Here is a 19604-nt window from a genome sequence, read left to right on the forward strand (position 1 = left end):
AATAACGTCAATATATCATTGAAGCTAACGTCTAATTAGCAAAAGGAAGGAAAGTTAACTATTCCATATTTTCATCAGTTATATTGTTGAGGTCTATTGTTAATTATATTTAGGACAGCTCCTTGAATTTTTCTGATAGAAGTTGAAAGCTTCTAAACATTTTTTATCAACTAAATAAGAGGGTGGGAGGTTAACGCTGATGTGGAGATACGTTTTATGCATCACGGTTTTCCAATCCATTAATGCACGTTTTAATGCAAAATCAGTGATGGTATTAATGCCTCTCTCTCCCCCAACATTTGGTTGGTTTTACTGCTTACAAGTGGTTGGTAAACTAAGAATAAATTATTGTTTTTGGCATGTGGAGCTCTAATGATTAAAGTCATATATCTATTATTAACGCTATTTATACATTTGACGAAATATAAATGACTTGAATTTATTTTATTCAAATATCCTTGTTGTTGTCGTCAAGAGAATGTTGATTCGTGTAAGATGATTTTTTTGATTTAGAGTTTATTGATGATTGGTTTATTTGTATTGCTAAGTGCTGTATCCCTCATTATTGTCATTCATCAACTATTCAGTTGGCTATGTTCAAGAAAGATATTAGGTAATTCAGTTTCAAAAGGGATGTTTTATGTATCAGCGTTCTTTGGTACTCCGATACATGAGTTGTCTCATGCACTAGTAGCGATAGTTTTTGGACATCGGATTAAAGCAATACAACTTTTTCAGCTCGGTAAGGATGGGCGATTCGGTTATGTTGAACATCAATGGAACAGGCGTTCGGTGTATCAATCTACAGGTGTTTTTTTTATTGCACTTGCCCCGTTATGCACTGCATTCTTGTTAATTGAATTTTTACAATATCACTTTAAACTTGGCGTTGTGGATACTTTTGTGTTGAATGTCGATATGGCAAATGTGAGAAATATTTGTTCTGAGGTTTTTAACTACATTTGGCACATTACTTATCAAATCGTCCAGTACGCTTCTCATTCATATGAAGGAGCGGGATGGTTGTTGATTGTATCTTTATTATGTTTTCACTGTATTCCGAGTCGAGCTGATTTTAAAAATGCACTAAAAGGTTCGATGATAGTGATGATTATAGTATTCCTGTTATGGTTTTTTTCGTATTCATTTAATCTGCATCATCAACAATGGATGCTGGCGATATTTAATTGGTCGGTCAATATGTCGAGCTTTATTTTTATCGTGTCATTGTTATCGATGTTGTGGTGGGGATTATTGTCTATTCCAGCTTTACTTAGGTTTAAGTGATGCCCATTTTTACTACATTAACTATGTCGAATAATACAGCTGATTGAAGAGCGCCGCCGTTTGCTATGTGTAATGTTCAGCAGTTTTCTAATTAGGAATATCAAGGATAAGGGAATAGATCGATATGATAAAAAACTCCGAATGGCCGGCTTTATTGATGGGCTTAATGGCGACTTTTATTGGGATTGGCATTTCACGTTTTGCTTATACTCCTTTTATTCCATCATTAATTGAATCATCCTGGTTCACGCAATCGGAAGCGGCTTATCTCGGCGCTGCAAACCTGGTTGGGTATTTTGTAGGGGCATGGCGAAGTCATGGAGTTTCTGAGCGTTTTGGCGTGATAAGAACGATCCTCGCTTCTTTTGTGTTGGTTGCCTTAAGTTTAGCGTTAAGTCATCAACCCTTACCATTTTGGATGTTTGCTATATTAAGATTTGTGGCTGGTTCGGCTGGCGCGACATTAATGGTGGTGGCTCCCTCGTACGCTTTAATGTCAACGCCTGCGGAGCGCCGACCTATTGTGGGATCGTGTATATTTACTGGAATTGGTTTTGGAATTTTATTTTCGTCGCTTTTAGCCCCTATTCTAGTGTCTCAAGGGTTAAGTACCAGTTGGATGATTTTGTGTGGAATGACGATCATCGCCATGTTTATTGCAAGCTGGGGAATGAGGCATCTTCATCGAATAGCACAAAATAAACAGCCTCATGAGGATGCAAAAGCACCTTCGAAATCCGTTTCTGTTGTTATCTTCTTTGTCTTTATTGCTTATGGATTAGACGCAGCGGGTTTTATACCACATACCGTTTTTTGGGTGGATTTTTTAGCAAGAGAACAAGGTCTTGGGACGCAAGAAGCCTCATTTCAATGGGGAGTTTTAGGGATTGGTGCGGTGTTTGGGGCGCTTCTTGCTGGGCAATTGGCTTACAGGATTGGTTGGGGGCATTCTCTTTCTATTGCATTCTTATTATTTACAATCGCTATTTTATTGCCGTTTTTTTCAACGGAGACGGTTTTTCGATATATGTCGTCGTTTATTGTCGGCGCTATGATTCCAGCGATTGTGACTTTAGTGTCAGGACGGCTTTCTGAATTAGTTTCCCCGGTTCAACATAAAAAGTATTGGGGGGTGGCTACTGCGTACTTTGCCGCAGCCCAAGCGTTATCTGGACTTATGATGTCGGCCTTTTATGACTGGGTCGGGCAATACCATTGGCTATTTCTATTGGGTTCTATTGTCATGTTTTTCGGTTTTATATGTATTCAAATGAGCCAGAAGAAACAAGGCTTGCTAGAAGTGTTAAGGCAAAACTAGGGCTTATTTACAATGGTCGATGTAACAATTCGTTTATTAAGCGATCTAAATTTGGGTTAAACGATGATTTTGGTCTCATTAAAAAATACCCTTTTCCGGAAGAAACTGCTAAGGAGTGAGGGGTGGTGAGTCTTCCCATCGCTAACTCTGTTTTTGCTAATGTCACATCACCGATAGCCATACCAAATCCTTGAATGGCCGCATTGATAGAGAGATCTAATGTTGCGAAGTGTTGGTTTTGTTTTGCTCTCATGCTGGTAATTTCTGGACGATGTAAGTTGTTACTGAGCTGTTTAAGCCAAAGTTTCCAATCTGATTGGTCTGGAGTAGCATGCAGCCAAGTTACATCCGCGAATGTTTCTAATGTGAGCGGTGAGCTTCCTGTTAATAAACTCGGTGAGCACATCGGTGTGAGTTTTTCTTCAAAAAGCAGTTCACTACTAAGCTGATGGTCTAATTTTGGTAATTTGTCTAACTCACCATAACCAATTGCGGCATCAAAGTGCTCCGTTGAAAAGTTGACTTTATGGTTGATGGAAGAAGTAAGCTCAACATCAATATCAGGGTGGGTTTGCTGGAATTGCATCAGTTTAGGTAATAGCCAAGAGGTAATACAACTTGGTGCCTTTAGCCTTATGGTGTGCTTATCGTGAGAGATTTTCTCGACTGCTCGCTGAATTTGATTTAATGCTGTTTCTATTAATGGTAAGAATTCAGCCCCTTTCTCTGTTAAGTATAACCCTCTTGCATGGCGTTGAAATAACGAGATCTCTAGGCGTTGTTCGAGAGCGAGGATCTGTCTACTGACCGCCCCTTGAGTCTGTCTCTTGATCACAAATCAAAAATGAAGTCTTGGGTTATTCGATATCCTTCAACCAAAGTCTGCAACTTAAACCATCCTTCCCATAGGGTGATCCAACTTATTCTCCCTGTTAGTTTACTATTGTTCCAACCTGCTAATTTACCTAGGCTAATGTAAGCCCAATGAATATTGGGCGTTAATTTAGGAGGTTGTACACCTTCAACTTTTATCCAAAGTAACTTCCACTCCAAAGGCGTCAATAGTGTTTCACAACTGGTATTTTTAGCTTTATCTTTATTTAACCCTACATACCTAAGCTGCTGAATCCTAATAGCAATAAATGACAATATGACAGTCATTTTTTCAAGGCTATTTTTTGTCTGCATGCGTAATGATTCGACTTTTGTCCCCCCAGACTTCCAAGCTTTATGGTAGTCCTCAATTAGCCACCTTTTCTCATAGAACTCTATGATTCGCTTTGCGTCATCAGCATTATTGATTTTTTCAGAAGTCAATAAATGCCATCTCAATGGCTCTTTAGAGCCAGTTGAGTTCTCATGGCAGCCAACATAATAAAGACTTATATCTTCAAGATTACCGCGCTTATTCCCCGGAACTTTTAATGTAACAGGTGAGTATTTGATATCGCAGTTTACTAATCTCTTTTTCCTAGCTGCTGAGGTTTTTGTTGCGCCTCTTTGAGATATGCAAATTGTTCTTTGAGCAACACTGACTAAATTTTCTGAAAAAGAATAGAGTTTATTGTTTTCCTCTGTGAGTCTCCGACTTTGCATCGAACGAACAACAAAACGATGGTTATTTTGAGTTTTATATCGAAGATATTCATAAATATCTGCTTCACGATCGCAGACAGATATAACTTTACTCATATTCGATTTAAGTCTCTTGGCAACATGAGTTGAAGCTCTTTGCCATTTAAAGCTTTCTTTATCTTCATATTTATATTCTAAATGTTTACTTCCTCTACCATGAGAGGAGAGGCTTCGGCACCAACGCTGTTGTTCGATAAGGCCCACAACATTTTGTTCATTTGGTGCAAATAACAATACAGAATGAGCCATCATCCCCCTAGCTTTTGTACTATTCCCTAAAGGGCCAAGTTCAGGGTTGACGGATTTATAACTGAAATTAAGGGATGTTGTATCTTCTAAAGCAAGCAATAAATCATAATTGTTAACGAGCTCTGCTGTAGTGTTAAATGCTGACGTTTCAATATCTTGAGCCTTGATTTTTTCATTTCGAATAAAGCGATAAGCAGCCTCAATTTTGTCCGATGTTTGTGATGATTTTACTACCGACATACCAATGTTACTGACTAAGTCAGTAACTAAAGTAACGAGTCGTTTTGTCCGTCTTTTATCACCTAGCTCAGCATTACCAAAATTATTCTGTGCCCACTCAGCAGCTTTGACAATCATGTTTATTCCTTAATTCAGACTCATCAATGGGAGATCTGATCTATGAATGTCGTTAAAGTTCCAGAAATAATGATTTGTGTATAAGAGACAGCCCTTGAGTAAGGTTTAAGCGTTGAGCTGCTGATGTGAAGTTTAATTCTTCCGCAGTGATCACAAAAGCGTGTAGTTCTTTCGTCGAAGGGAGTCGATGTGACATGTTGATCCTTGTTATAGATTACGGGCACTTAAGCTAGGTATGTTATTTTCGCATGTCTAGTATGTCAATATATCGATTCTCAAATCAACGTCACTCTGTATATTTAGAATCGAACTAAATATAAATTCACTTAATAAGAATTTATATTTATTTTTTCATGTATTTCATTCATTTTTTGATTTTATAAGAGAGTAGTAATGAGTTCTTTAGCCGATAAATTAGTCCCGCCAGCAGTAGAAAAACTCATACCTTATCAATCGGCTAGGCGTATTGCTCGTCAAACAGGAAATACAGGGCATTTATGGTTAAATGCCAATGAATTGGAATCATGTTGCCAATACGGTGATATCGATGGTGGTAAAAATGCCCATTACAATCGTTATCCTGATTTTTTACCTCATGATATTGCGGCAGATTATCAGCGTTATTGTGAGCAGCAATTAGATGGGGCATTGTCACTTTCAACGGAAATAATTGCGGTTAGAGGCGCCGATGAGGCTATTGATTTAATCGTTCGAACCTTTTGCCAGCCTGGTCATGATCAAATTCTTATTTGTCCACCGACTTATGGAATGTATGAGTTTTGTGCCGATGCCTTTGCAGTGAATACGGCGATAGTTCCTCTGCTTGATACTTTTCAATTAAATGTGGATGCGATAAAAAAACAATTACCACAAACCAGTGTTGTGTTTTTATGCTCACCGAATAATCCAACCGGTAATGTACTTCACCAAAATGATTTAATGGATTTATTAGAGGCGAGCAAAAACACTTCTTTAGTGGTGGTTGATGAAGCCTATATTGAATTTGCTCCACACACTTCGGCCGTACATCTTATGGCAACGTATCCTCATTTAATCGTGATTAGAACGCTATCGAAAGCATTTGGTTTAGCTGCCATTCGAGTGGGGTTTTTATTGGCCGATTCTAGCGTGATGAGCTACATTTCGCGCTTAGTTGCCCCATACCCTATTGCGGATCCTAGTGCTGAAATTGCTCAAAAAGCATTATCTGAAAGAGGGATCTTACAAATGAACCAGCAGACAGAACGATTAATTGAAGTGCGGGATTGGTTTATAGAAGCACTGTCGTCATTACCTATCGTGCAGACGATCTATGATTCTAGTACTAACTTTGTGTTGGTGAGATTTCGTGGGCAAACCAATATGTATGATTACTTGATCAGCCAAGGCATCGTCGCAAGAAGCCCTGCGAATGAATCCAGTGTTGAAGGTTGTGTCCGAATTTCGATTGGCAGCAAAGCCAGTATGGTGGAAGTTTTTGAAGCGCTAAAGCATTTTACCGAATGATTTTCCTTCGTAAATAACAAAAAATAATAAAAAGGATTTTAAGATGAAAAAAATAATGACGCTTGCAATGGCAGTGTGCTCTATGTGGTGGTTACCTGTTCAAGCTTCCGATCAACAAGCTTCCGATCAACAAGTGGTGCGTCTAGCCTCTGATTTTACTTACCCACCTTTTAATTATAAAGATGCTAATGGTCAACCTGCTGGATTTGATATTGAGATAGCGGCTGCTTTATGTCAGGCAGCAAACTTTAAATGTGAGTGGACGACTCAAGATTGGGATGGGCTGATACCGGCTTTACTTGCACGTAAATCAGATGTGATCATGGCTTCTATGCGCATTACCGAAGAGCGCAAGAAGCGTATTCTATTTACCAATAAGTACTACCAAACTCCCGCACGTTTTGTCGCCAAAAGTAATGCCGATTTTACTATGGATGTATCGGGCTTAACGGGAAAAAATATTGGTGTTCAAATTGGTACTATTCATGATAACTACGTAACTGAAAAATTCGGAGATGTTGCAAATATTAAACGCTATAAAGGCCAAGATGAAGTGTATCTTGATTTAGAAAGTGGCCGCTTAGATGCCGCGTTTGGGAATGCAGACCAACTTCAATTGGCCTTTTTAGATAAGCCGCTTGGTAAAGGTTTTGCTTTAGTAGGCGCGCCAGTCACCGATAAAGCTTATGTTGGAGAAGGCACGGCACTTGCGCTTCGTAAACAAGATAAGAAACTTGCCGAAGCGTTCAACAAGGCGATTGCTGAAATTCGTCAAAATGGAACTTACGACAAAATAGCGTCGAAGTATTTTAACTTTGATATCTATGGGGAGTAATAATCCGATTGCATTAAACGTTTATATCCATCTTACTTGACGTTGCAAATGTAATGACTCTGGCATAGCGGATAAACCTAAAAGGAACGGTACAGATTTTTCTGTGCCGTTTTTTGTTATTGATGAGTCTAAAATAAGAGAACAATGAGGTGATAGAGCCATGAGATTATAGAGTAATGTGGACTAGCCAGTCGGTTTTAGCGCAGCGATTAGAATGGGCTGTCTCTTTTTAATTCATGGCAAATATCAACAATTGCTAATGATAGGCCAGATTTGATGACTTGTTGTTGGCGTTGTAATTGCAGTTGGTAAAATTCCAAATCAATATCATCATCAGGTTCCGTGATTTGCAGGGGAACCATGCTGAGTTTACTGACAAGGTGGAGCCGTTTAATGGTTTCTAAGATGATGGGGTCAGTAAAGGAATATTCTAACCCATCACTATTGAGTTTATTTCTGAGTTTAATGATGTCTTCAATATCGTGATAAATCCCATCAGGCAGTACCCCAAGTCCGAATAAAAGCTTTAAACGGACATTGAGATCCCCTAAAGGGCCTGAATCTTGTAACAGTGGGCCGACGACGGATTGCACCGCAAAATTATCTTTACGAAATATTCGTTTGATGAGTGCATCGATGGCATCATTAAAAATTTCAACGGTTTGGATGAAAAATCCTCTTACCGTTGGGGCATGGTTTAAACGTTCAATGATTTCTGTTTCGTTCAGTTCTTCGGTCATAAATCAGTCTAATTAATGGAAATATCAAGCCAGACAGTTTGGCTTGTCGAGTTGATGCCTTAAAGTAAAGGCACCAACTTATCGCTTAGAAGCCGTATTGATTACAGTTGCTTATAAATCTGCTCAATTTTTTGGACTTCAAGGCTGCTTTCATCAAGGCCAGTATAATCGGCAAGTGATTTTTTAATACCTTGATTTTTAATCGCTTTTTGTAACTCTACCGCTTGTGGATCGGTTTCATTTTGATACTTACAAGCGGCAGCAATCCCTTTTAATAGGGTTTCGTTTGCTGTGTTGTACTCAATTGTACCGAGTAATGGTTTGATTAGCCTATCATTTTCACCTAATTTTCGTATTGGTTGGCGGCCAACGCGGCTGACTTCATCGACTAAATAGGGGTTAGCGAATCGTTCTAAAATTTTATTAATATACGCAGCATGCAGCGTAGGGTCGAAGTGGTAGCGTTTAATAAGCACAGCTCCGCTTTCTTGCATGGCTTGTTTGACATCAAAGTAAATTTCCGGATCTTCAATGGCTTCTCTAATCGTTTTGTGGCCTTTTAAGCACCCTAAATAAGCGGTAATGCAGTGGCCAGTATTCAGCGTGAAAAGTTTACGCTCAACAAAAGCCATGAGATTATCGGTTTTTTCCATGCCAGCGATATCAGGTATGTCACCTTTAAATTGGCTTTCATCGACAATCCACTCACTGAAACTTTCAACGGTGACTCCTAAAGGATCATCATTCGCCGCTTCTGCGGGTGGGACAATACGGTCAACTGCTGAATCGACAAAGCCAATAAGTTCGTCTGCTTTAGCATGTAGGCTGGTATCAAGGTACTTGTAAACTTCCCCTTTTAAATGGGTGGTACCTCGGATCATGTTTTCACAAGCAATGATATTGAGTGGGCTTTCATTACTTGCTGCAAAGCGTTTAGTGATCCCTTTTGCTATGGTTTTAGCGATGATATCTAACACGTTAGGGCCAACCGCCGTGGTGACCAAATCGGTGTGGGCGATTCGGTCAATAACATCGTCACTAGCTGAATTGACAGCCGTGACGTGGCTAACCGTATCGGTGCGGCATGTCGCTCCGACCACTTTAACTTTGTATTCTTGTTTGTGGCTAATCTGGTCAATTAATGGTGCATCGACGTCAGCGAAAGTAACTTGAACATCAGCATCGGCTAAGAGTTTTCCAATAAAGCCACGACCAATATTACCTGCACCAAAATGAACTGCATTTTTCATAATTATGTACCTACCAATATGGGTTAATCGAAGGTGAAAAGTGAGGTCAAACGCATAGGGGGAACGTACTGACCTCGTTCTTATTTCTTGTTTCTTGTTAGGCTGCTTCATGGCCTTGAAGAATATTAAGAACCTCTTCGATATCTTTGGTCGTGGTTAATTTCTCGATGGTCTCTGGATCATCAAGGGCATTAGTAATTTTAGTAATCACTTGAATATGTTCATCATTTTTAGCCGCAATACCAATGACTAATTTAGCGATGTCGTCTTTTTCTTCTCCAAATTTTACGCCAGAAGGGTATTGGCAGATGACAATGCCTGTTTTTAGCACCTTGTCTTTGGCTTCAACGGTGCCATGGGGCACGGCAATTGATTCACCTAAATAAGTGGTCACGAGTTTTTCACGCTCGAACATTGCATCAACATATTCTGGTTGGACGTAGCCCAGTTCAACTAATTGGTTGCCTGCAAAGCGAATGGCGTCCTCTTTATTGGAGGCGTGTAACCCGAGGTGAATATTTTTACGTTCGATATTAAAAACGGATGGGGTTTGCTCTTCAAAACTTTCATCATTTGCGGCAAGAATCGACATTTTGATGGCTTGATTATCGTTTGCAGCTTGTGGGCGCTGCGCAGCCAGTAACTGAGTGACAAGTTGGTTGTACATTTCACTGTCTAAAAAATTGACTAGTGATACGTGGTAAGCATTTGGTACATGTTTACGGGCACGGTCGGTTAAATCTTTATGAGTGATCACGATATCAACCCCTTCTGGCAAATTATTAATGGCTAAGTTAGTCACGCTAATATTCAAACCCGCTTGCTGGATTTTTTTGCGTAATAAACTTGCCCCCATTGCACTTGAACCCATGCCCGCATCACACGCGACAATAATGCTCGTGACTTTAGACATATCTAAGTTACCGCTTTGGCTTACGGTTTTGTTGTGAGTGGCTGTGAGCTTGTCGCCTTTAGTCCCCGCTTTCATGTCTTTCATTTGAGATGTGGCTTTTTCTAGAGAATCTTTTCCACCATCTTCGTCTGTTGTTCGTTGAGATTTCATTAAAATCGCGGCAACCGTAAATGACACCATTGCGGCGCCAAAAATAGAGCATAGAACACCAATCATCGAGCTTTTTGGTGTCATTAATAAAACAGCAAAAATAGAACCCGGAGAAGCGGGGGAAACAATCCCAGCATTAAAGGCTGTTAAAATGAAAACACCGGTCATACCGCCGGCAATTGCCGCTAAGATCAAACGTGGATTCATTAAAATGTATGGGAAATAAATTTCGTGAATACCGCCAAAGAAATGAATGATGGATGCGCCACCTGCTGTTTGTTTTGCGGTACCTTTACCGAAGAACATATACGCTAATAAGATGCCTAAACCTGGCCCTGGATTCGCTTCAATTAAGAAGAAAATTGACTGGCCTGTTTCAGTGGCTTGTTGGATACCAAGTGGTGAAAAAATACCGTGGTTAATGGCATTGTTTAGGAAGAGGATTTTTGCAGGCTCAACAAAAATGGATGTTAAAGGAAGTAAATGAGCATTCACGAGGAAGTGAACCCCCGCGGCCAATACGCCAGATAAAACTTTAACGAATGGACCAATAAGCATAAAGGCAATAATGGCGCAAACCATGCCGATAATACCGGCAGAGAAGTTATTCACTAACATCTCAAAGCCACTTTTTACTTTTCCTTCAACACGCTTATCGAAAGTTTTGATTGCCCAACCTCCCATCGGGCCGACCATCATTGCCCCCATGAACATTGGAATATCCGTCCCGACAATTACGCCCATTGTCGTAATTGCGCCGACAACTGCACCACGTTCCCCGCCGACTAATTTACCACCGGTATAACCTATCAGTAATGGTAGTAAGTAAGTGATCATAGGGCCAACCATCGACGCTAAAGTTTCATTTGGCAGCCAACCAGTTGGAATAAATAAAGCAGTAATAAAGCCCCAGGCGATAAACGCACCTATGTTGGGCATAACCATGTTAGAGAGGAAACGACCAAAATTTTGTATCTTGATCTTAGCATCAGGTGATATCATAACGACTCCCGTTTGATGTTCTTAAATTATATTGTTGTTGTAATACGGTTCGCAAAAACCGCTGGTTGCTTAGTACTCAATCAATTTACCACATAATATTAAATTAGAACTGATAACGGGTTTTTTGTGACTTTATTCGTACTTCTGCATCATTTTTGAATTAAAAATGCGATCTATTTTGCAGATATTTAATGTAATTTTATTACATTATTATAATTTCAATTTACCCCTCCGATTATTGGTGATCTGCATCACAATTATCGCTTGATGCTCGGTGATATTTATTGTGATTGATGTCACTAAATAATAAATGCCCATCCTTTTCTTAAAATTTTTAGTGATATATATCACGCGAATTTATTTATTTAGATTTATAAAATAATTCATAGGATGAATGGTTGGGTGTTGTGTAATTAAGTAACGAAAAGTGAAGTGATGTCTTTGTTGCTATTATAGACAAAAAAATCCCTGCTTATAGGGATAGGCAGGGAGTGGCTTATTATGTCCCTTACGGGCTGATGCGAATCAGAAGCACAATAGATAAATTTTAGACTGATATCTTAATCTTTGGGTATTAAATAATCATGAACCTTCAGTGTACTTTTTAATATTGATGAAATTTACCCGCTTGATAATCATTAATAGCTTGGTTAATTTCATCCATACTGTTCATCACAAATGGGCCATAGTGGACGACGGGTTCGTCAATAGGTTCACCCACAAAAATCAGCAGTCCCGTATCAGAATCCGATGTTATTTCAATTTCATCATGGCTATTATCCAATGGGGTAATAGGTTTCATGATGGCAAAATCACTTTGCTTTAATGATTTATCTGAAACAGTCACATCACCTTTATAGACATAAATAAGTGCATTATGGTGACTGGGTATTTTGAGTGAAATAGTGCTGCCTGCTTGGGCTTTCCAATCGGCCACGGTAGCTGGAACACCCGTGTCCGTTAATGGGCCTTGTAGTGGTTCACCATTGGCGACTAAGTCACCCGATAAAATACGCAGCAGGTTCGTTTCGGTTATAAATTTTTCAGTAATTGATTCAGGCTGAAAATCAAAATATTTAGCAGGCTTCATTTTGTCGCGTGCTGGTTGATTAATCCAAATCTGAAAACCGTGTAATTGACCATCTTCCATGATCGGCATTTCGCTGTGGATCACGCCTTGTCCGGCTGCCATCCATTGTGCGCCACCGCTGCGTAATTCGCCTACATTGCCCATATGATCTTTGTGCTGAAAGTGTCCATTCATCATATAGGTTAAGGTTTCTATACCGCGATGGGGATGTGGAGGGAAACCACCCACATAATCTTTTTTGTCGTCAGCTTTTAATTCATCCACCATTAAAAACGGTGAGAAGTATTTATTATTAAAACCAGCAACACGACGAATTTTTACCCCATCACCATCGGATGTATTTTGAGATTGCATGACGAAATGCACGGGACGTTGATTTAATTGAGACATAGTTACCTCGGGATGGTTGTTAGTTAATATGCATTCATAATAGGGCAAGATATTGTGCTTGATGATGGGGGTAGATAAATTAACTTGTTCGAAAAAATCGAACAACAAAAGTGGTCATGCATGTAAGTGCGATGTATGCAGCGGCTATGAATGCACCTTTAAGCGAAGAGTGTGCGGTGGGGACTGTCATGATCATTGATTCCACTTATAAAATGACATAGCTTAGTGATATGCCTCAGATTTGTAACAATTTATAAATATATTTTGCATTAATATAACGATAAAGATAACCGTCATGGAGAACAGGATGTTCAACCTTCAAAAAAAACCTTTACTGGCCTTAATTGGCTCACTTGCTGCTTTATCCACTATGTATACCACTAACGCTTTCGCGCAAGATACCGCTGCTGTTAAAAACACAGAAATCACTGTTGGCGCACTACACTTCACCAGCCATGCTGCAACCTTTGTTGCGCTTGAACGTGGGTACTTTAAGCAGCAAAGTTTGGATGTGAAACTGAAATTCTTTCAAGCGGCGCAACCAATGGCAGTTGCGGTAGCATCTAAAGATGTTGATTATGCGGTGACCGCAATGTCGGGTGGTTTGATTTCCTTGGCTGATAAAGGCGCGATCAAAATCATCGGTGGTTCATTGTCGGAAGATCCGAAGGTGAGTGGTCAAAAGATTGTGGTTTCCAATAAAGCGTTTGAATCTGGCGTGACAGATCCATCTAAACTCGATGGCAAGACGTGGGCGATTTCCCAGAAAGGATCGTCGTTCCATTATGTTGGCGCACAAATTGAAGCGCAAGATCATATCACCATGCACTTTAAACCATTGCAAAAAGTCGGCGCGATTATTGGAGCAATGAAATCAGGCCAAGTAGATGCATGGTCGATTGTGCCACATATTGCTAAGCCTTTGGCGGATGCTGGCGCGGTTCATATTATTGGTAATGTGTCGGATTACTTGCCTAATTACCAAGTCACCACCATTTTCACCTCTACCCATAATGCAACTCAAGAACGCGATCAAACTCAAGCATTCCTAACGGCCATTGCGAAAGGGGCGGCAGATTATAATGCGGCTATGATTGATCATACTGTTGGTCAAAAAGGTGAAGAGGATATGGTGAAACTGATCCATAAATATATCTATACTGATCAGCCTTTAGAAAAAGCAGCACCAAGCATCATCAATGGTTCAATGCGTTTAAATGCTGATAACGTCCTAAATATGGCATCGTTACAAAATCAATTAGATTGGTTCCAAAAAGGTAAGATGGTTAACACTTCAATTAAACTGACCGACATTGTCGATACTCATTATGTGAAAACGATTGATGAAAAATCAATGGATGCGAAAAAAGAGCCGACTAAATAAGTACCCATTAAATAACGACCAAGGACATTATGAATTTAAGTATTGAACAGCTGGGTCATTCGTACGGACAAATGGAAGTACTGCGTGATATTAACTTGGATATCCCAACCGGAAAAATTGTGTGTATTGTGGGTCCTTCTGGTTGCGGAAAATCGACCTTATTACGTTTAATTGGCGGTTTAGAGCAAGCGAGCAGTGGGAATGTGTTACAAGTGGGCGAGCCGCCACAGGCCTGTTTGAATCCACTTACTTATGTATTTCAACACTTTGCATTGCTGCCTTGGCGCTCGGTGGAAGGTAATATCAGTGTGGTACTGGAAGATCATAAGCTCCCAAAAGCACAAGTGCAGAGCATTATTACGGATGTTCTGGCGCGCACCAATTTAAGTGATTTTCGACACGCACTCCCTACACAATTATCCGGCGGAATGAAACAACGAGTGGCAATTGCGCGTGCTTTAGCGGTGAAACCGGCAGTGATGTTGATGGATGAACCTTTGTCGGCACTCGACAGCCAAACCCGTGAATTATTAATGGATGATTTGGTGGGTTTGTGGACCAAAGCACCTTTCACCGCAGTATACGTCACGCATAACTTAAATGAAGCGGTGCGTCTTGGGCATAAAATTGTGGTGCTATCGCGCCGCCCTGGTTGCATTCATGAAGTGGTGGTAATTGACACACCATTGAATGAGCGCCATGCGGGAGATGCTGAGTTAGCCCAAAAGCAATCTTACTTATGGAACTTAATGCGAGATGAAGCGATGGCCGCAGAAGGAGAGTTGATCAATGGATAACTTAACTCAAAAACCGGTGCCATTTCGCGGTGGTGGCTTTGCTCCTCAGCCGAAACCTTGGGTTGGCGTTATTGTATTTGTAGCATTGATTGCGTTGTGGGAGTTAGGTTCTCGCTCTGGATTTCTGTCACCACTAACCGTTCCTCAACCTTCTAAGGTGTGGGCAACCTTTGTCGATCTTTATCAAAGCGGTTTGTTATGGCAACAACTGTTGCCGTCATTAACTCGTTTAGCCGTGGGGGCGAGTATTGGTGTGTTGCTCGGCATCAGCTTAGGGTTAATGATCGGTTTGTTTTCATTAGCGCGAGCAGGGTTAGTACCATTAATCTCGGCGATTTTTCCGATACCTAAAATCGCATTATTGCCATTGTTTGTGATTTGGTTTGGGATTGATGAAGCGTCTAAATATGCTCTCATCGCTTTTGGTACTTTTACTCCAACCGTCGTTGCCACTTACGGCGCGGTTGATAATGTTGATCGTTCGCTCATTCGTATGGGGCAGAGCTTCTCAATGTCGTGGTTTTCAATTGTGCGTAAAATCGTACTGCCGGGTGCCATGCCGGGCATTTTATCCGGTTTGCGTGTCAGTTTAGCGATTGCGATAATCTTGCTGGTGGCTGCGGAAATGCTTGGCGCTGAATATGGTATTGGCGCGTATATTCTTGAAGCTGGTTCGCTGTACGATCTCGATCGTTTATTTACTGGTGTGGCGATATTGTCTCTGCTTGGCATCATTATTAGCTTTGTAATTGGACAAGTAGAAAAGCGGCTGTTGAAGTGGCGTTAGAATTTAATTATTGATATGGCGATAAATGCCCCACGAAGATTATTTGTCTCGTGGGGCATTTTTTTATTTGGTTTTGGACAATTTCGTGTTAAGCACAAAACCAACTGAGGCCCTATTCAGATCAGAAAATATACTTATCAAATGAATTAGATTAAATAATGACATGATGGCCAAATTATTGATTTGTTCCTTTTCGTAATATCTCAATATGTCGCTTAGGCGATATTCCAAAAAGCCGAGTATATTCACGACTAAAATGTGAAGGACTTTCATAGCCTACTTGAAATGCTGCACTTGATGCACCGGAATTATCGTTAAGCATCAGACGTTGGGCTTCGTTTAATCGTAACCATTTTTGATACTGCAAAGGACTCATCGATGTATGTTTACGAAAATGGTGATACAAGGTCGTCGTACTCATTTGTAAATGTGAAGCCAACTCTTCAATATTTAATGGTTCGGAATAATGCATTCGAAGCCAACCTATGGCTTTAGATATTCGATTAGCTTGATTTCCCGATGATGCAATCTGCCAAATCCGACTAGCAAGATCGCTAGTTAAAAGGCGGTAATGAATTTCTCTCACGATGAGTGGCGAAAGTGTTGTAATAGCTTCAGGCTCATCTAGTAGATCTAATAACCGAATAAACGGTGCCAATAAATCAGACGTAACGGCTCCTATGGCAGAGCTTCCATTGATAGGACTATCATGAGGAGAATTCATACCATTTTGAGCAATAATATCGGCCATGAGCTGCATATCAATTTTTAACATCAACCCTAAACAAGGATTATCCAAACTGGCTTCGATTACTTGCGAGCTAGCAGGCATATCTAATGAATTGAGTAAAAAATGTTGTGTATCATAGGTGAAGTTTTGCTCTCCAACTAACAACTGCTTAGTTCCTTGCACGACAAAAAGAACACTTGGTTCAATTGTACAAGCGCAAGGTTTCGCGACCACTTCCCGACGAAACAGAGACAAGCTTTCAATTAACGTAGAACTATCTTCATTGCCTACCGTTTTTTGCTCGATAATCCTAGCTAACTTAGCCTGCATATCACTGATATTTATATCTAACTGTTTATTTTCAGCTCTCGATTCGTGTTGAGCAATCATTCAATATTCCTCAAATTGGATTTACTTAATAATAGGTCGATCCATACCTAGAGTCACCTGAAATTTTATCCATTCGGTGTATTAGGCAAGCATTGAGTAGGATCTTGTTAACGTAAATCGGACAAAACTGTAAAACTAAATACTAGTAAAACAAACCATCGCCTTTATTTCATTATTTATGGCAAATATGAATGCCTATCACACGGGTAGTAAAGACTCATGACGTTCCAATATTTGAACGTTTTATGCAAGGTGTGCTCAGCAATACTCGCTCAATTTATCAGGAGAAAACCATGGATAAATCCATTAAAAATACCAGCATTACTTCTAAAAAAAATGAAGCCAATGAAGGACGTAGAAATATGATGAAAATGACTGGAGCAAGCGTTATTGCTTTAGGTTTGAGCACGATAGTATCAACTCAAGCTTTTGCTCAATCATCATTAAAGTTAAGCGATGAATGGGACAAAAAATTTGCCAAAAGTAACAAGGTCGATCATAAAAAAGTCACATTCAAAAATCGCTATGGTATTACTCTCGTTGCCGACCTTTACCAACCCAAGGATGCCTCAGGTCAATTACCAGCGATAGTTGTTGGTGGACCTTTTGGTGCAGTGAAAGAACAATCGTCAGGTCTTTACGCTCAAACAATGGCTGAGCGTGGTTTTGTTACGCTTGCTTTTGATCCGTCTTACACAGGTGAAAGTGGTGGTGAGCCGCGTAACATTGCATCACCTGATATCAATACGGAAGACTTTAGCGCTGCAGTAGATTGTATTGGTATACAAGAAAATGTGGATCGTGAGCGTATCGGGATGATAGGTGTATGTGGTTGGGGTGGTATGGCACTAAATGCGGTCGCCGTCGATAAACGTGTCAAAGCTGTTGTCACCAGCACTATGTACGACATGACCCGCGTTATGTCTAAGGGTTATAACGACAGTGTCACTCTAGAGCAGCGCGCACAGGTACTAGCGCAACTGAACCAACAACGTTGGCAAGATGCAAACAATGGCACGCCAGCCTATCAAGCACCTTACAACGTATTGAAAGGTGGCGAATCTCAATTTATGGTTGATTACCATGAGTACTATATGACACCACGCGGTTATCACCCACGTGCAGTGAACTCGGGTAATGCTTGGTCGCAAACTACACCACTATCCTTTATAAACATGCCGATATTAACTTACATTAAAGAAATTTCACCACGTCCTATTCTGTTCATTCATGGTGAAAAAGCACATTCACGTTATTTTAGTGAAACGGCCTATGAGAATGCTGCTGAGCCAAAAGAGTTAATGATTATTCCCGGTGCTAGCCATATTGATTTATATGATCAAATGGATGTCATTCCGTTTGACAAGCTCACCAGTTTCTTCAAACAACATCTCGCTTAATCGATAGTTAGCTATTTGTCGTTACATGGTTGGTATGGGCATAAGAGCGATTTTTGCCCTATTAACTAATTAATTGAATCCGGCTTTTGAAACCACGTGTGTTGTTTAATCACATGAGGTACTTCTATAAAATAAAGGCAAAATAAACGAACTTATGAAATCAACGACGACCTATGATGGCTCATCTTCTGAGCTGACTGAGAATACAGCTCATTGGAGTGGCGTATTTGCCATGTCTTTATGTGTATTCACACTTATCGCGTCCGAATTTATGCCTGTTAGTTTACTAACACTAATTGCAAACGACTTACAGATAACGGAAGGAATGGCAGGCCAAGGCATTGCAATCTCTGGCATCTTTGCTGTACTGACCAGCCTATTACTGCCTACTTTTATCGGTACCATTGACCGTAAGAAATTACTATTAACACTCACTTTCTTGATGGGAATATCTGGGGCCATGGTAGCTTTAGCACCAAATTACATAGCTTATATGTTGGGACGTGGGCTCATCGGCGTGGTCATTGGTGGATTCTGGTCAATGTCTGCGGCAATGGCCATTCGATTAGTGCCACCTGAAAAAGTACCTAAAGCTCTCGCCATTTTTAATGGTGGTAATGCGATGGCAACGGTCATTGCTGCACCATTAGGCAGTTATTTAGGGTCTATTATTGGGTGGCGTGGTGCTTTTCTAGCGATAATTCCTATTGCGCTAATCACCTTAATATGGCAATGGTTGACCTTACCTACTATGGAAACGGAGACAAACACATCGAGTTCTCGAAATATTCTCAAGATACTAAAAAACCGTACCGTAGCCCTTGGTATGGCAGGCTGTGGCGCTTTTTTTATGGGACAGTTTGCTCTATTTACTTACTTGAGACCTTTCCTTGAAACAGTAACACATACCAGCGTCTCTACATTGTCTCTGCTATTACTTGCTATTGGGTTTTCAGGGCTTATTGGCACATTCATCATCAGTTCATTTCTCAAAAAAACGTTATACGGTTTGCTGATCGGTATTCCCATTCTTATGGCTATGATTGCTATAGCCTTAATCCCATTAGGAAGTAATGTGTTCATCGTAGCAATACTACTTTCTTTATGGGGATTGTTCGCCACTGCCGCTCCCGTAGCATGGTGGACTTGGGTCGCAAAAGCGATACCAGATAATGCTGAAGCCGGAGGTGGCTTGATGGTTGCAGTTGTCCAAATGTCCATCGCGTTAGGCTCTACCGTAGGAGGGCTACTATTTGATGCTGATGGCTACCAAAGCACTTTTATTGCCAGCGCGACTGTATTGTTAATTGGTGCTTTTCTCGCATTGCAAGCATCACGCCTACAAGCACAATAAAATCTACTCGTTTATCGAAATAATAAAATTAATGGGGCCA

The 19604-nt window shown here is 40.4% G+C and carries 17 protein-coding genes; 9 read left to right on the forward strand and 8 right to left on the reverse strand.

Features of this window, described 5'->3' with window-relative positions; translation table 11 throughout:
• Positions 1 to 522 precede the first annotated feature (522 nt).
• A complete protein-coding gene (locus tag VCASEI_RS13760) occupies positions 523 to 1287 on the forward strand; it encodes a hypothetical protein (protein ID WP_110957806.1) in 765 nt (254 codons plus the stop codon).
• Positions 1288 to 1411: 124 nt separating this feature from the next.
• Positions 1412 to 2605 carry a YbfB/YjiJ family MFS transporter gene (locus tag VCASEI_RS13765; protein WP_110957807.1) on the forward strand — a complete coding sequence of 398 codons (1194 nt, stop codon included), beginning with the start codon at positions 1412 to 1414 and terminating at the stop codon, positions 2603 to 2605.
• Positions 2606 to 2612: 7 nt separating this feature from the next.
• Here VCASEI_RS13765 and VCASEI_RS13770 read toward each other — a convergent pair whose 3' ends face one another.
• The 3 genes from VCASEI_RS13770 to VCASEI_RS13780 are packed head-to-tail and all read right to left on the reverse strand — an operon-like array spanning position 2613 to position 5042.
• Positions 2613 to 3440 carry a LysR substrate-binding domain-containing protein gene (locus VCASEI_RS13770; protein ID WP_110957808.1) on the reverse strand — a complete coding sequence of 276 codons (828 nt, stop codon included), beginning with the start codon at positions 3438 to 3440 and terminating at the stop codon, positions 2613 to 2615.
• Complete coding sequence (locus tag VCASEI_RS13775; protein ID WP_110410729.1) at positions 3437 to 4846, reverse strand: IS4-like element ISPrst1 family transposase; 1410 nt, start codon at positions 4844 to 4846, stop codon at positions 3437 to 3439. Before VCASEI_RS13775 ends, VCASEI_RS13770 begins: the two co-directional genes overlap by 4 nt.
• Before the next feature lie 52 nt (positions 4847 to 4898).
• Positions 4899 to 5042 carry a LysR family transcriptional regulator gene (locus VCASEI_RS13780; RefSeq protein ID WP_197709601.1) on the reverse strand — a complete coding sequence of 48 codons (144 nt, stop codon included), beginning with the start codon at positions 5040 to 5042 and terminating at the stop codon, positions 4899 to 4901.
• A gap of 197 nt (positions 5043 to 5239) precedes the next feature.
• Between VCASEI_RS13780 and hisC the strand changes: the two genes are divergently transcribed.
• Entirely contained in the window at positions 5240 to 6352 is a 1113-nt protein-coding gene (gene hisC, locus VCASEI_RS13785) for a histidinol-phosphate transaminase (protein ID WP_086963065.1), read from the forward strand.
• A 43-nt stretch (positions 6353 to 6395) separates the two neighbouring features.
• A complete protein-coding gene (locus VCASEI_RS13790; RefSeq protein ID WP_170924608.1) occupies positions 6396 to 7187 on the forward strand; it encodes an ABC transporter substrate-binding protein in 792 nt (263 codons plus the stop codon).
• Positions 7188 to 7396: 209 nt separating this feature from the next.
• On the opposite strand, the gene VCASEI_RS13795 is transcribed toward VCASEI_RS13790, so the two are convergent.
• The 4 genes from VCASEI_RS13795 to VCASEI_RS13810 all read right to left on the reverse strand — a co-directional run bounded on the left by VCASEI_RS13795 (position 7397) and on the right by VCASEI_RS13810 (position 12722).
• Entirely contained in the window at positions 7397 to 7927 is a 531-nt protein-coding gene (locus tag VCASEI_RS13795) for an MltR family transcriptional regulator (RefSeq protein ID WP_086963061.1), read from the reverse strand.
• 101 nt (positions 7928 to 8028) lie between these two features.
• Positions 8029 to 9177 (reverse strand): mannitol-1-phosphate 5-dehydrogenase, encoded by a 1149-nt coding sequence (locus VCASEI_RS13800; RefSeq protein ID WP_086963060.1) that lies wholly within the window; start codon positions 9175 to 9177, stop codon positions 8029 to 8031.
• Positions 9178 to 9274: 97 nt separating this feature from the next.
• Positions 9275 to 11242: a PTS mannitol transporter subunit IICBA gene (locus VCASEI_RS13805; RefSeq protein ID WP_086963058.1), complete on the reverse strand. Its 1968-nt coding sequence runs from the start codon at positions 11240 to 11242 to the stop codon at positions 9275 to 9277.
• Between the two features lie 604 nt (positions 11243 to 11846).
• The gene (locus VCASEI_RS13810) at positions 11847 to 12722 is read right to left on the reverse strand and encodes a pirin family protein (RefSeq protein ID WP_086963056.1); all 876 of its coding nucleotides are present in this window, start codon (positions 12720 to 12722) and stop codon (positions 11847 to 11849) included.
• Between the two features lie 307 nt (positions 12723 to 13029).
• Between VCASEI_RS13810 and VCASEI_RS13815 the strand changes: the two genes are divergently transcribed.
• Genes VCASEI_RS13815 through VCASEI_RS13825 form a run of 3 tightly spaced genes read left to right on the forward strand, consistent with a single transcriptional unit; the run spans position 13030 to position 15690 of the window.
• Positions 13030 to 14106, forward strand: coding sequence for an ABC transporter substrate-binding protein (locus VCASEI_RS13815; protein WP_086963054.1), 1077 nt, complete (start codon positions 13030 to 13032; stop codon positions 14104 to 14106).
• A 29-nt stretch (positions 14107 to 14135) separates the two neighbouring features.
• Positions 14136 to 14903 (forward strand): ABC transporter ATP-binding protein, encoded by a 768-nt coding sequence (locus VCASEI_RS13820; RefSeq protein WP_086963053.1) that lies wholly within the window; start codon positions 14136 to 14138, stop codon positions 14901 to 14903.
• Positions 14896 to 15690 carry an ABC transporter permease gene (locus tag VCASEI_RS13825; RefSeq protein WP_086963051.1) on the forward strand — a complete coding sequence of 265 codons (795 nt, stop codon included), beginning with the start codon at positions 14896 to 14898 and terminating at the stop codon, positions 15688 to 15690. Before VCASEI_RS13820 ends, VCASEI_RS13825 begins: the two co-directional genes overlap by 8 nt.
• A 175-nt stretch (positions 15691 to 15865) precedes the next feature.
• Here the strand turns inward: VCASEI_RS13825 and VCASEI_RS13830 are convergent, their stop codons facing one another.
• Positions 15866 to 16810, reverse strand: coding sequence for an AraC family transcriptional regulator (locus tag VCASEI_RS13830; protein ID WP_086963049.1), 945 nt, complete (start codon positions 16808 to 16810; stop codon positions 15866 to 15868).
• A 191-nt stretch (positions 16811 to 17001) separates the two neighbouring features.
• Here VCASEI_RS13830 and VCASEI_RS13835 point away from each other — a divergent pair, with 191 nt between their 5' ends.
• Complete coding sequence (locus VCASEI_RS13835) at positions 17002 to 18210, forward strand: alpha/beta hydrolase (protein WP_238321413.1); 1209 nt, start codon at positions 17002 to 17004, stop codon at positions 18208 to 18210.
• 154 nt (positions 18211 to 18364) lie between these two features.
• Positions 18365 to 19564 (forward strand): MFS transporter, encoded by a 1200-nt coding sequence (locus VCASEI_RS13840; RefSeq protein ID WP_086963045.1) that lies wholly within the window; start codon positions 18365 to 18367, stop codon positions 19562 to 19564.
• Positions 19565 to 19604 lie beyond the last annotated feature (40 nt).

The organism is Vibrio casei (genome assembly GCF_002218025.2).
Taxonomy (GTDB): domain Bacteria; phylum Pseudomonadota; class Gammaproteobacteria; order Enterobacterales; family Vibrionaceae; genus Vibrio; species Vibrio casei.